Here is a 13,445-nt window from a genome sequence, read left to right as displayed (position 1 = left end):
GGCGACGCGTTGAGCCGACCGGTACTAATCGCCCGATTGACTTGATCGCTCCCGTGATCCGTGTCCGTGCGTGATCGGCAGCCGCTGCAAAGCGGGTGCCGATCACGCCAGACACAGCCACACGAAGACCCGCAGCGCCCGACGCTGCATGCTTGCCGAACCGGACACACGCCGTCGCAGCACCCTGCACGGCCCCGTCCCAAAAAATTGCGTTGCGCCGGTCTGGTGGCTTGAGCGGCGTGCCCAGAACCCGATCCCATCTCGAACTCGGCCGTTAAACACGCCAGCGCCCATGGTACTGTGTCTCAAGGCACGGGAGAGTCGGTCGCCGCCAGACCCGCACAACGCAATCACATCGTTCCCTCATCACGATCAGCGCGATCGGCCCCGGAGCCCGCCCCACAGGCGATCAGCCAGCCCGGACCAGCCGCACAACCTTGGCGCGGGGTGGAGCAGCCCGGTAGCTCGTCAGGCTCATAACCTGAAGGTCACAGGTTCAAATCCTGTCCCCGCAACCAAATCTCTTTCGATGACTCGACCCTTCAAAGAACCCGGCTCGCTAACGCGAGCCGGGTTTTTCGTGTTCGGGGCCACGCGTGCCTGCCTGCGTCGCTCGGTCGATGGGACGGCATTGCGCGTGCGCCACGCGTTCCAGACCGACGCTTCCAATCTTCTGACTCTGAGAGTTCCTTGCCGCTCATGCGCGGGCATCCGGTTAAGGACTTGTTCCGGCCGTCCAAGCTTCGAGCGTAGCGAGCCCTCACTCGGCAGCCCTGCCCGATCGGCGGACCTCTGAGGGCGTCAGGCCGAAGCGCCTGCGGAACGTGCGATTGAAGTAAGACAGGTCGCCGAACCCGACATCGAAAGCGATGGCGCTGACGGGCCGGTCGTCCTCGACATCGGTGAGGCGCTGCATCACCCGGTCGAGGCGGCGGGCGAGGACGAAGCCCGAAAAGGTCTCACCCTCCGCCTGGAACATCGCTTGGACCTGTCGGCTGGAAATCTGCTGCGCCTGCGCGACTGCGTCGAGGCTCAGGTCCGGCCGGCCGAGGCGCTGCTCGACCTCGGCCTTGAGCGCCTGGATCCGTAGATCGCGCCGGCTCGGGCCGGGAAAAACCGTCACGGGGGCCGGCTCGCGGACCGTAAAGGCGAGGAGCTCGGCGAGATGCGCGCGGACCAAGTCGGCGATGCCAACGGAGCCGACCGGGATCAGCCCCCGCAGAAGGCTCGCTCCATAGACGGTCAGGGTCTGCAGGCCGGGATGGTCCCGGCCGATCCGCCGGACGAGCCCGGTCTCCAGCGCGGCAAGCGGGCCGGTCAGCCGATCCCGCTCGATCGCCAGGAAGTCGATCCGGTCGACGCCCAGAGCCTCGAAGACGGCGCCCCGGCTCGCGGAGACGAGCAGCGCGTCCCGCGAGCAACAGGCGACGCTGCGGCTGCCCAGGGTCACCTGAAGACGTCCGACCGCGGGCCGCACCAGCATCAGGCGCTCGCCCGGCCCCTCGTCCCGCCAACACCGGGACGGCTCGAACACCGAGGCGATGCCGAGATCCGGGACGAGGCAGATCGCCGTTCGGCCCTGGAACGGAATGGAATCGGGGCCTTCGACCGTCCGCGGGACCGCGCCCGCTCCCGCATCACCGGATGCGGGGCGCGGCGGCGCTGTCATCGCAGTGTCGAGCATTGTTGTTCCGTCATCCCGCCCTCGATCATCCCTGGCTGCGCAGCAGTCCGCACGCGATCGCGCCAGAGTCCAAGCTGATCGGGGATCACCATGCTAGAGACATTGGGAGATGTCGAGAGTTCCAGCGCCTTCAACTTGGCGATAGGGACCCGGAAGACGAACTGATATTACATTAGACTAGTTTTAAACCATCCGCCGATCGGCGCATCTCTGCGCCCCACGCGTGCGCGAGGGTTCGGCAGGTTCGAGATGCGTTCCCGTGCGGACGTGCAGGGGTGGGTCTGACAATCATGCGTACTCTTCGTCTCCTCGCGATCCTCGGTGCGGGGACGGCCCTGGCCGGCGCGGCCCGAGCCGAGACGGCGGCCCCCGCCATCGCGCTCGACGAGATCTCCGTGACGGCCACCCGTGCGCCGCGCCGGATCGAGGACGTGCCGCAGAGCGTCCAGATCGTCGACCGCGAGCAGATCCGCCAGCAGCTTGCCCTGACCCCGAACCCCTCGGCGGTACTCTCGAAGCTGGTCCCGGGCTTCACGGTACCGAACGGGACGATCTCCAGCGCCTCCGAGAACTTCCGGGGCCGCAACCTCCTGGTCCTGATCGACGGCGTGCCCGTGAACACGCCGCTGCGCGACGTCTCACGCCTCCTCAACCTGATCGACCTGAATTCGGTGGAACGGATCGAGGTGGTGGCTGGCGCCTCCAGCCTCTACAGCGCGGGCGCTACCGGCGGCACCGTCAACTTCATCACCCGGCGCCCGACGGACGGGGCCCCGGTTGTCACGGTCAACACCGCGGTCCGGACCTTCACGGCTGACCCGGTCCACGGCGTTGCGCCCGAGACCTCGATCAGCGTGACCGGCAAGGTGCCGGACGGCGTCGATTACGCCTTCACCGGCTCCGGCCGGTTCGCCGCCCGTACCTATGACGGCAAAGGCCGGGAACTGCCCTCGGACGGCCAGCTCGGACAGGGTGGCGGCGACCGCTTCCAGCTCGGCAACATCAATTTGCGGCTCGGCTACGACCTCGATCTGGCCAAGCGCGTCGAGTTTGGCCTCACCCAGATCCTGCTCAACCAGGATCCGCGCTACCTGACCGATTACACCGGCGCCTTCGCCCGACCGAATTACGCGCGGCCCTATATCGGGCTGCCCGTCGCCGAGGATACGCGCTCGCTCTACCTGCGCTATACGGACCGCGATACGCCGCTCGGCAGTCTGTCGATCCTCGGCTTCTACAACGACATCAACAAGCGCTTCAATTACACGCAGTTCGCCTACCCGGCCAATCCGTTCGTCACGTATTCGTTCAACCCGACCGCGCCCACGAGCCTCGCCAACCAGACGGCGCTCGCGACCGAGCGCGGCGGCATCAACCTCACCTTCGACACGGACCTGAGCGCCCTCCTGCCCGGGCTGAAGCTGACCTGGGGCTCCGACGTGATCTCGGAATCCACCCGTCAGCGGGCGCGAGACGGCACCGACGTATTCACGCCCCTGCAGCAGAACAGCTATGCCGGCTTCGCCCTGATCCAGCTGCCCGTGGGCGAGCGGCTGACCCTGCGCGCCGGCATGCGCTACGAGCATTTCGACCTCGACGTGTCGGGCTTCACGCGACCGACGACCTTCGCGGCGACGGCGGCGCGCAACGCGCTGGGCTACTCGACCTTCGTCCTGCCGGCCCTCAACGTCACCGGCGGCAAGTTTGCCTATTCGGCCCCGACCTTCAACGCGGGGGCGACCTTCAATCTCGTGCCCGGCCTCGACCTCTACGGCGGCTTCAGCCAGGGCTACGCGCTGGCCGATATCGGCGCCTTCACGCGCCGGGCCGGCCTGTCGCTGGCCTATGCCTGCCCGGTGACGCGGCCCTTCTGCCTGCCCGCCGGCACCACCATCGCCTATGCCAGCATCGCGCCCCAGGCGCAGATCGTGAACTCCTACGATTTCGGCATCCGCGGCCGGAGCGGGATCTTCTCCGGCAGCCTCGGCGGCTTCGTGTCGACCTCCGACGACGGCACGACCTTCGACCCGCTCACCAATCGCCTGAGCCAGCAGAAGGAGATGATCTACGGCGTCGAGTTCGTCGGGAACGCGCAGGTCACGGAGCAGCTGAACCTCGGCACCGTGCTGGGCTACCGCGAGGGCCGCTACGACACCAACAAGGACGGCCGCCTTGACAGCGACCTGCCGAATAACCGCATCGGTGCGCCCTTCCACGGCACGGTCTCGGGGACCTACCTGTTCGCGAACGGCGTCTCGCTCCGGGTCGAGGGCGAGGGTTTCAGCGGCCGCGACGCCCGCATCGACCTCGTGGGCACCCGCTATCGCCTCAAGGACGCCTTCACGGTGAACGCCGCGATCGGCGCGCCGCTCGCCGGGGGCGAACTCTATGCCTCCGTCGACAACCTGTTCGACCGCGCCTACTGGAATCCGACCGCGACCGCGGTGCGCAACCTGACCGTCTACGGGCTCGGGCGCACCGTCACGGTCGGCTACCGCCGGACCTTCTGAGGGATGGTCGCCCTCGAGGAGACCGGCGACCTCGTGGTCCTGCGCTATCTCGGGCCGCCCGAGCCCGGCGACGAGACCGCCTATCTCGACGCCCTGGAGCAGGTCGGGGCGCGGTCCGCGCCGTTCGCGCTGATCCTGATCTTCGGCGGCATCGGCAAGCTCTCGGCCGCCGCCGAACGAGCCCAGGCCCTCTGGTTCAAGCGCACCCGCGCCGATCTCGACCGGCGCTGCCGCGGCCTCGTGATCGTGCGGCCGGGCTTCGAGGAGGCGAGCGCCGACCTGTTCCGCCGACTCTGGACCTTCCCCATCACGATCGCCCCGGACGAGGCCGCGGCCCGGGCCGCCGCGCAGGCCTACCTGGCATGAGCGCGGCTCCCACCGCCCTGGCCGCTCGGGAAGCAGGTCGCCGCGAGCGGATGTCGCTCTTCGCGGTGCTCGCCGCCCTCTACATGGCGCAGGCGATCCCCTCCTATCTGATCGCCGCGGCGCTGCCGCCGATCATGCGCGAGGCCGGCGTATCCCGGGCGGCGATCGGCTATGTCAGCCTCCTGTTCCTGCCCCTCGTCCTGAAGTTCCTCTGGGCGCCGCTGATCGACCGGGTACGGCCTTTTGCGCGGGCCCACCGAGCGGGCTGGGTGGTGGTGACACAGGTCGGCGTGATCGGATGCATCCTCGCTCTGCTGCCGCTCGGCCCTACCAATGTGCCCGGGATCATCGGGATCGGCTTCCTCGCCGCGCTGCTGATCGCGACGCAGGACATCGCCACCGACGGCTACGCCGTGAAACGGCTGCGGCCGGAGGATCGCGCCATTGGCAACGCCATACAGGGCGGCTCGGTGGCCCTCGGGGTGGTGGTCGGCGGTACGCTGAGCCTCGTCCTCTACCACCATGTCGGCTGGGCCGGCATGCTGCTGACCGCAGCCGCCTTCTCGGTGCCGCCGTTGTTCGCCGCCTTCGCCATGCGCGAGGGGGCGCCGGAGATCGGCGCCTCCGCGCCGCGCCCCTCAATCCGGGCCTTCCTGCGACGGCCGGAGGTGCGCACCATCCTCTGGGTCGCGCTCACCTACCGGGTGAGCGAGGGGCTCGTGAAGGCGATGGAGGGCGCCTACCTCGTCGATGCGGGCGTGCCCCTCGACCGGATCGGCTACCTGTCCGGCGTCTCGGCGATGATCGCAGGACTCGCGGGCTCCGGCGTCGCGGCGCTGCTGGTCCGTCGCTACGGCACGGCCGCGACCCTCGGCCTGCTGGGCGGATTGCGGACCCTCTGCTTCGGCCTGTTTACGGCCCACGCCCTCGGGGCCGTGGTCGGCCTCGGGCCGCTCTTCGGCGCGGCCGGGTTCCAGACCCTGATCCGCTACATGGAGATCGTCGCGCTCTACAGCCTGTTCATGGCGGTCTCCTCCGCGGAGCAGCCGGGCACCGACTTCACGATCCTTGCCTGCGCGCAGCTCGTGGTCTACCTGGTCGGCGCGCTGATCTCGGGCAAGCTCGCCGACCTCCTCGGTTACGGGGCCCTGTTCGGGGTGGCCACGCTGCTCTCCGGCCTCGCCACCGTGGCGACCGTTCGCCTGCTCGGCTCGGGCCGCACAGATCAGGCGACCGGATGACGAGGATCGTCCAGCCGAAGCCGCGCCGCGGCGCCGATCAGGGCAAGCCCCAGGGCCGCGCAGGTCCAGAACGGCAGCGCCGGCGCGATCCGGAATGCCGCGCCGCCGCACAGGGCGCCGATCCCCTGGCCGAGCACGTGGACGCTCGCGAGCCAGCCGGCGGCTGCGGCCTGAGCCTGCACGGGCACCCGGGCGACCAGGGCGGCGGTGTAATGCGGGGTCGCCAGGGCGATGCCGGCGCCCGCCAGGACAGCCCCGAGCATGGCGAGCCAAGCGCCGGGGGCACAGGCGATCAAACCGGTGCCCACCGCGAAGCCGGCGAGCCCGAGGCCGAGATTGCGCCGCAGGTTCGGGCCGAGGCGCGGCACCAGAAGAAGCTGCGTCAGGATCATCGTCACCGCGACGAGGGCGAAGGTCGCGCCAGCCAGTCCCGCTGCCGCGGCGGCGTCGAAGCCGAAGCGCTGCTGCAGGAGCAGGCCGAGCACGATCTGGATCTGGCCGAGGCCCAGGGTCAGGGCGAAGCCGATCCCCATGAGCGGACCGGCCCCGCGCAGGCCGCCGTGGCTGTGCATTCTCGCCGGCTTGGCCTTGGGGCCGCCCGCAAGGTCGGGCGCGGCCAGGAGCAGCAGTGGGCTCGCCGCCAGCGCCACCAGAGGAGCAGCCGTTCCGAGGATTCCGACGCTCATCACCAGAGAGCCGAGGATGCGCCCCACCGACAGGCCCGCGCTGAGTCGGCCGAGCGCCGTCGGGCGCGCCGGTTCCGCCACAGCCCCCGCCACGGCGGCCTGAGCGTGCGGCATCACCCCGGCCGCGCCCGCCCCGTAGGCGATCCGCGAGATGACCAGCAGCGCCAGGGCCGAGGCGGTGGGCAGATTCGGCACCGCGAGGGCGAGGGCGAACAGACCGTGGCCGAGCGTCATCAAGGCGGCCAGGACCGCGAACAGCCGGCGCAGGCCCCAGCCGGTCCCCCAATGCCCCCAGAGGGGCGCGCAGACCAGGAACGCGACCGCACCGGCGAAGGCGACGCCCCCGATCGCGGCCGCATCGAGTCCCGTGCGCTCGGCCGCCACCGGTACCAGGGCGAGCACCGCCGATTGCCCGAACCCCACTGAGGCCGCGGCAAGGGATAGCCGCTCGGCCGCCCCATCCCCGGGAGCGCGCGCATCGATTCGAACCATGACATCTCCGTCCGTGGGCAGATTCTATCGGCGCAATTTCGAACATGGCAATCATCAAATGGTATATTTAAAATAGTTCTATAGTAATGATCCCGCATTGCGCCGCGTTATATGGTCATTTATAGGCCATACCGCGAGATGAAGAGGATCGAATGATCGAAGCTGACATCTCATCTGCCGACGTTGCTTGCCAGATATCGGCACGCAGCTTCCTCAACAGCCTGATGCGGGAATGGGCCGGCTGGACCCTGGCGGCTGCCGATTCCTGCGCGGGCGATTCGGCGCGTCCCCTGTTGCGCGTCCCGCTGCCGCGCCGGGGTTCGGTGGTCGAGATCGCGGTCACCCATGTCTCGTCCGTTGGCCAGCACGTGTTCCGACTGCCGTTCCGCGAGCGGCGCGTCGGCCAGCCGTCCCGCATCATCGCCTTCGCCGAGTTCGCCGCCGCGGTCGCCAACGAGCCCACCATTGTCGGACCGACTGCCCCCCAGGCTGCGCCGACCTTCCTGCGTCGGCTCTTCCAGAGCCTCGCAACCGTCGAGGATATTCTCGCCCACGCCCCAGCGCCCGGCATCTTCCTGAGGCGCGACCCGAGTTTCCTCGAAGCCGAGCGGGCGCTCCGCTTCGGCCATTCGGTGCACCCGACCCCGCGCAGCCGGGACGAGTTCACCCTCACGGATTCGCGCCGCTTCGCCCCCGAATACGGACGGGGCTTTCCGTTGCGCTGGTGGTCGGCGGCGCCGGAGGCGGTCGTCCAGGGCTCCGCGCGGACGGAGAGCGCCGCCGACCTCTGCTCAGGTCTCGCCACGGCGGACCCCGCCTTCGATCCAAAAATCCGCGCCGCGAGCGAGGGCCGCGTGCTCCTGCCGATGCATCCGTGGCAGGCGGCGCGCCTCGCGCTCGATCCCGAGATCGACGCCCTGTTCCGCACCGGGCGCCTGCGCGACCACGGTCATGCCGGCGCGCCCTGGTACGCGACCACCTCGCTGCGCAGCCTCTACGCACCGCAGGCGCGCTTCATGCTCAAGCATTCGCTGAGCCTCCGGCTCACCAACTCGCTGCGCCTCATCAAGGACGTCGAGTGCACGCGCGGGCTCGTGGTCGATGCGGTGCTGCGCGGCCCGGTCGGCACGGAGATCGCCGCGCGTTGGCCGTGTTTCCGCGTCCTCGGCGAACCAGCCTACCTCGCCCTCCGCGGGGCCGACGGAAAGCTGCTGCCGCAGACGATCGTGGCGCTGCGCGACAACCCGTTCCGCGGGGCGGACGAGTGGCCGGCCGCGGTCTTGGCCGCCCTCTGCGAGGTCTATCCTGACGGGCGGGGCAGCGGGCTGGCCGATACGATCCTGCGCATCGCCGCGCGCGAAGGTTCCGCCGGTGCAGGCCCCGTTGAAGCCGTGGCCCTGCGCTGGTTCGAGCGCTTCCTCGCCGTCACGGTGGGGCCGATCCTCGAGATCCAGTGCGCGCTCGGCCTGCTGTTCGGCGCGCACCAGCAGAACCTGGTCCTCGGGCTGGAGGATGGCTGGCCGGTCGCGACCTTCTTCCGCGACTGCCAGGGCACGGGCTTCGTGCGCGAATTCCTGCCTGCGCTCCGCGAGGCCGCACCCGGGCTCGACCTGGAAGCCGGGCACCTCCTGACCTCCGCGGAGGCCGCGCGGATCATGGCCTACTACCTCGTGGTCAACAGCGTCTTCGCCGTCACCGGGGCGATCGGCATTGCCGGACTGGCGCCGGAGACCGCCCTCACCGGGGCCCTGAGCCGCTTCGTCGCGGCGCTCACCGCGAAAGATCTTCGGGACAGGACCTGCCTGCGCCTGCTGCTCGACGCCCCGGCCCTGGGGAGCAAGGGCAACTTCATGATTTGCTTCCGCAATATCAACGAGAACACCGACGTGACCGACCCCCTGGCGAGCTACGTGGACCTTCCGAACCCACTGGTGGAACCGCGCGGTCGCAGGGCGGTCCGGTCATGACGCTGCGCCCCTGCATCGATGCCGCCTCCGGGACGGTGCTGGACGGTTGGGCCGGGACGAGCCGCCACTGGCCCGTCGCCGACGCGGATATCGCGGTCGAGTGCTTGCCTCGCGATGTCCGCGCGGCCCGGCTGCTTGCCTTGCGCGATGGCGAGCCGATCGCCGAAGCAGAGCTGCGCTCAGACCCGGACGGCGTGCGCCTCGCGCTCACCGGCTCCGTGGGCCGCCATCCCGCCGACGCACCGGTCGTGACGGCCCTGGTCGAGGCTGCGTTCCAGCGCTGCCCGGATGCGCGGCGGCTGCGCGTTTCCGGACTCGGGGGCGCGCCGGCCCTGCTCGCCCTGGCCGCGACGGTGGAGAATACCCCGGCCGCCCCCGACGCGATCGTGGAGCGTGCCCTGTTCTACCAGCTCCCCCTGCTCTGGCTGACCGCCGGGGCGCGGACGGCCTATCCGCTGATCCGCTCGCAGCTCGGGCCGCAAGACCGGCTGCCGCCCCTGCGACCGCCACAGCCGAACGGCCCGTTCTACCGGCGCTGGCTGCCGCAGCTCGGCACGACCCTGTCGTTTCGCGCCATCGATCGGCGGCACGACCTCGGCCTGTTCCACGGCTGGATGAACCAGAAGCGCGTCGCCTTCTACTGGGAGCTCGCACAGAGCGAGGCGGAGCTGGACCGCTACCTCGCCGACCAGGAGGCCGACCCGCACCTGTTCGGGGTGATCGGCAGCTTCGACGACGTGCCGGTCGGCTATTTCGAGTTCTACTGGGCCAAGGAGGACCGGCTCGGGCCCTATTACGACGCCGAGGATTTCGACCGCGGCTGGCACGGGCTGATCGGCAATGTCGAGCACCTGGGACGGCCGAAGACGCTGGCCTGGTTCAGGGCGATCACGCACTACCTGTTCCTGGACGAACCCCGGACCCGGCGGATCATGGGCGAGCCGCGGGCCACGCACCGCAAGATGCTGAGCTACTGCGCGGATGCGGCCTACGAGACGCTGAAGGAGTTCGACTTCCCCCATAAGCGCGCGGCCCTGGTCTGCTGCGAGCGCGAGCGCTTCTTCCGCGAGGTCCCCCTGTGAGCGCCGGCCCGCTGCCGCACGGCGGGGCGGTGACGGCGCCGCTCTGGCTCGATCTCAACCGGGCGCTCATCGCCAAGACGATCGCCGAGCTCGCCTTCGAGGAGGCGCTGGCGCCGGAGCCCACCGATCGGGCCGGCACCCAGTGGCTTCTGCGCCTCGACGACGGGATCGCCTACCGCTTCGCTGCGGAGCGCCGGATCTGGGGCAACCTCGCGATTGATCCGGCCAGCCTGGTTCGCATCGCGGGCGCCCATGTGAGCCCGGCCGGCGACGCAGCGGGTTTCCTCGTGGATGCGAGCCGGACGCTCGCGATCGAGCCAGCCACCCTCTGCGCCTATGCGGGAGAGGTGCTGAGCACGCTCTCGGCCGATGCCCGCATCGCGGCGATTGGCCGGGACATGACGGGGTCGGATTTCCTCGCCTTGAGCGACCGCATCCTGCAGGCCTATCTCGACGGCCACCCGAAAGCGCCCGCCAGCAAGGGGCGGATCGGCTGGGGGCTGGCGGATTTCGAGGCCTACGCACCGGAGTTCAGCCCCGAGATCCGCTTGTTCTGGATCGCGGCGGACCGCACCGTCTGCCGCCTCAGCCTGGAGCCCGGCCTCGCCGAGGCCGACCTCGTGGCCGATTCCCTCGACGGGCCCGAGCGCGCTCGGCTGGCGGCAGCCTGTGCTGCGCAGGGTGTCGACTCCACGACTCACCTGCTCCTGCCGGTCCATCCCTGGCAGTGGGACAACAAGATCGTGCTGCACTTCGCGGGCGAGATCGCGGCGCGGCGCCTCGTCCCCCTCGGGGTCTTCGGCCGCGCCTACCTGCCCCAGCAATCGCTGCGGACGCTCGCCCGCGCGGATGCGGACGGCCGCCTCGACGTGAAGCTCGCACTCACGATCCTCAACACCTCCGCCTGGCGCGGGGTGCCAGGCCAGTACATGGCGATCGGCCCGGCTTTTTCGGCCTGGCTCGCGGACAAGGCCGCGCGGGACCCGGCGCTTGCCGGCACGGTGATCCTGCGCGAGCGGGCCGGCGCCTTCTACCCCCACCCCGTCTACGAGCGGATCGCGGCGGCGCCCTACCAGTACCGCGAGATGCTCGGGGTGATCTGGCGGGAGGGCATCGCCGGCCGCCTTGAGCCCGGCCGATCCGCGATGATGATGGGTGCGCTCCTGAAGGCGGATGCTGCGGGCCGCCCGCTTGTCTCCAGCTTGATTGCGCGCTCCGGCCTCGCCCCGGAAACTTGGCTCGAACGGCTGTTCGACCACGTCGCAGTGCCGCTCTACCATTTCCTCTGCCGCTACGGCGTCGGCTTCATCGCTCACGGCCAGAACGTGACCCTGATCCTGAAGGATGGCGTGCCTTGCGGCGTCGCGCTGAAGGATTTTCAGGGCGACGCCGACCTCGTGGACCAGGACTTTCCCGAGGCCGCAGACCTGCCGGAGGGGGTGCGGGAGACCCTGCTGCGGCGGCCGGCGACGCATCTGCTGCAGCACCTGCAGACCGGCCATTTCGCCAGCCTGCTGCGTTTCGTCTCGGACGCGCTCCTGCGCAGCGATGGGCTGCCCGAGGTCGCCTTCTACGGCGCGCTCGCGCGGGCTCTGCGCCGCTATCAGGCCCGGCACCCCGACCTCGCCGACCGATTCCGCCAGTTCGAGCTGTTCGCGCCGACCGTGCCGCGGATCTGCATCAACCGCGTGCGTCTCAGCCTCGGCTACGGCGATTCCAACCTGCGACCGGTGCCGCGGCTCGGCAACCCGCTGATCAACCCGCTCCATCGCGCGGAAGCCTCCGCGCTCGTGGAAGCCGGCGCCGCGAACGGCGTCGGGGCAGGCACACAGGCAGGATCCCGCGCATCATGACGGACCACCCGCTCGACCTCGCCGGCATCGGCATCGGCCCGTTCAACCTGAGCCTCGCGGCACAGCTTGACGCGGTGGGCGACCTCGATGCTCTGTTCTTCGACCGGGCGCCGGCCTTCGACTGGCACCCCGGCATGATGCTTCCGGACGTCGCGCTGCAGACCTCCTTCCTCAAGGATCTCGTCACGGCGGTGAATCCGACGAGCCCCTGGAGCTTCCTCGCCTATCTCGTGGCGCAGAAGCGCTTCTACGAATTCCTCAACGCCGAGTTCGAGGCGGTGCCGCGGCGGGAATTCGCGCAGTATCTCGCCTGGGTCGCGGCCCGGCTGCCGAGCCTGCGCTTCGGCACCGCGATCCGCGAAGTCCATTTCGAGGGACGGGCCTTCCGCCTCGACAGCGACCGGGGGACCGCACGCGCCCGCAACCTCGCCCTCGGAGTCGGGCTGCAGCCGAGCCTTCCCGCCTTTGCGGAGAAGCTCGACCCGCGCGACCACGTCCACAGCTCCCAGGCCATCTTCGCCCTCGACCGGATCGCGGGCAAGCGGGTCGCGGTGATCGGCGGCGGCCAGAGCGGCGCCGAGATCGTGCTGAACCTGCTGAACCGGGACTCGGACGCGCCCGCCGCTCTCTCCTGGATTAGCCGGCGCCCGAACTTCCAGCCGATCGATGCGACGCCGTTCACGAACGAGCTGTTCACGCCCGGCTACGTCGAGAGCTTCCACGCTCTGCCGGAGGCGCGGCGCCGCTCCACGGTGGGACGCCAGAAGCTTGCGGGCGACGGCATCTCGGCCGCCACCCTGCGGGCGATCTATCAGCGCCTCTACATGCTCCGACATCTCGCCAAGAAACGCCTCGACAAGAGCCTGCTGCCCCACCGCACGGTGCTCGATGTCGATCGGGCTGGCGGCTACCACCTCATCATGCGCAACGGCTTCGACGGGGGCATCGAGGTCGCCCACGCCGACATCGTCATCCTGGCCACGGGCTACCGCTACACGCTGCCGACGTGCCTGGATCCGCTACGCGAGCGCCTCACCCTCGACGAGGATGGCCGGCCCGAGATCGGCGCGGACTTCTCCGCATCCTGGGACGGTCCCGCGGACCACCGCCTCTTCGTCCTCAACGGCGGCCTCGTCAGCCACGGCATCGCAGAACCGCAACTCAGCCTCATGGCATGGCGCAGCGGTGTCATCGTCAACGCCTTGGCCGGGCGCCCGGTCTTCGAAACTGCTCCACCGGCGATGCCCTTGACCTGGTCCACCACCCATCCTGAGCGCGAGTTTCACGGGGGAGAAGGCCGCCAGTAACGGGATTGCCCCAATTGATTGAATACGGAGAACGCTTCGCTCGAGGGGTCATTTCAACACCCGAGCGCAGTTCGATACCCCGCCGAGTTTCACCCCCGAACGATCGCATTGGGCCGCGCCGGACAAGCAACGGGTCAATTCCGCTGCGGGTTTGTAATGCCGCTTAGGGTTGCTCCAGACGCGCTGGAATGGGACCCTAATGCTGTCCATGTATATGGGGATCGGCTTCTTATCCTGAGCCGATCGATCTGTATGGT

Annotated in this window: 9 protein-coding genes, 1 tRNA gene and 1 rRNA gene; 9 read left to right on the top strand and 2 right to left on the bottom strand. The window is 69.6% G+C overall.

The annotated features are described in order from the left end of the window. Positions 1–221 precede the first annotated feature (221 nt). Positions 222–337 (top strand): 5S ribosomal RNA (gene rrf, locus LGR69_RS22645). 104 nt (positions 338–441) lie between these two features. Next, positions 442–518 (top strand) — tRNA-Met (locus LGR69_RS22640). A 242-nt stretch (positions 519–760) separates the two neighbouring features. On the opposite strand, the gene LGR69_RS22635 is transcribed toward LGR69_RS22640, so the two are convergent. Continuing rightward, the gene (locus tag LGR69_RS22635) at positions 761–1,669 is read right to left on the bottom strand and encodes a helix-turn-helix transcriptional regulator (protein ID WP_230367415.1); all 909 of its coding nucleotides are present in this window, start codon (positions 1,667–1,669) and stop codon (positions 761–763) included. A 305-nt stretch (positions 1,670–1,974) separates the two neighbouring features. Here LGR69_RS22635 and LGR69_RS22630 point away from each other — a divergent pair, with 305 nt between their 5' ends. Genes LGR69_RS22630 through LGR69_RS22620 form a run of 3 tightly spaced genes read left to right on the top strand, consistent with a single transcriptional unit; the run spans position 1,975 to position 5,801 of the window. Further along, positions 1,975–4,194 carry a TonB-dependent receptor gene (locus tag LGR69_RS22630; RefSeq protein WP_230367414.1) on the top strand — a complete coding sequence of 740 codons (2,220 nt, stop codon included), beginning with the start codon at positions 1,975–1,977 and terminating at the stop codon, positions 4,192–4,194. Between the two features lie 3 nt (positions 4,195–4,197). Further along, positions 4,198–4,560, top strand: coding sequence for a hypothetical protein (locus tag LGR69_RS22625; protein ID WP_230367413.1), 363 nt, complete (start codon positions 4,198–4,200; stop codon positions 4,558–4,560). Then, on the top strand, positions 4,557–5,801 hold the full coding sequence (locus LGR69_RS22620; RefSeq protein WP_230367412.1) for an MFS transporter: 1,245 nt from the start codon (positions 4,557–4,559) through the stop codon (positions 5,799–5,801). Before LGR69_RS22625 ends, LGR69_RS22620 begins: the two co-directional genes overlap by 4 nt. Here LGR69_RS22620 and LGR69_RS22615 read toward each other — a convergent pair. Further along, positions 5,786–6,979, bottom strand: coding sequence for an MFS transporter (locus LGR69_RS22615; RefSeq protein WP_230367411.1), 1,194 nt, complete (start codon positions 6,977–6,979; stop codon positions 5,786–5,788). The genes LGR69_RS22620 and LGR69_RS22615 overlap by 16 nt on opposite strands. A 152-nt stretch (positions 6,980–7,131) precedes the next feature. On the opposite strand from LGR69_RS22615, the gene LGR69_RS22610 reads away from it, so the two are divergent. The 4 genes from LGR69_RS22610 to LGR69_RS22595 are packed head-to-tail and all read left to right on the top strand — an operon-like array spanning position 7,132 to position 13,188. After that, complete coding sequence (locus LGR69_RS22610; RefSeq protein ID WP_230367410.1) at positions 7,132–8,946, top strand: IucA/IucC family protein; 1,815 nt, start codon at positions 7,132–7,134, stop codon at positions 8,944–8,946. Beyond that, on the top strand, positions 8,943–10,028 hold the full coding sequence (locus LGR69_RS22605) for a GNAT family N-acetyltransferase (protein ID WP_230367409.1): 1,086 nt from the start codon (positions 8,943–8,945) through the stop codon (positions 10,026–10,028). Before LGR69_RS22610 ends, LGR69_RS22605 begins: the two co-directional genes overlap by 4 nt. Beyond that, positions 10,025–11,881: an IucA/IucC family protein gene (locus LGR69_RS22600; RefSeq protein WP_230367408.1), complete on the top strand. Its 1,857-nt coding sequence runs from the start codon at positions 10,025–10,027 to the stop codon at positions 11,879–11,881. Before LGR69_RS22605 ends, LGR69_RS22600 begins: the two co-directional genes overlap by 4 nt. Further along, positions 11,878–13,188, top strand: coding sequence for a lysine N(6)-hydroxylase/L-ornithine N(5)-oxygenase family protein (locus tag LGR69_RS22595; RefSeq protein ID WP_230367407.1), 1,311 nt, complete (start codon positions 11,878–11,880; stop codon positions 13,186–13,188). The genes LGR69_RS22600 and LGR69_RS22595 overlap by 4 nt, the downstream gene beginning before the upstream one ends. Positions 13,189–13,445 lie beyond the last annotated feature (257 nt).

The organism is Methylobacterium brachiatum (assembly GCF_020523825.1).
GTDB classification, from domain to species: Bacteria; Pseudomonadota; Alphaproteobacteria; order Rhizobiales; family Beijerinckiaceae; genus Methylobacterium; species Methylobacterium brachiatum.
This window is presented reverse-complemented; position numbering and strand designations above follow the sequence as displayed.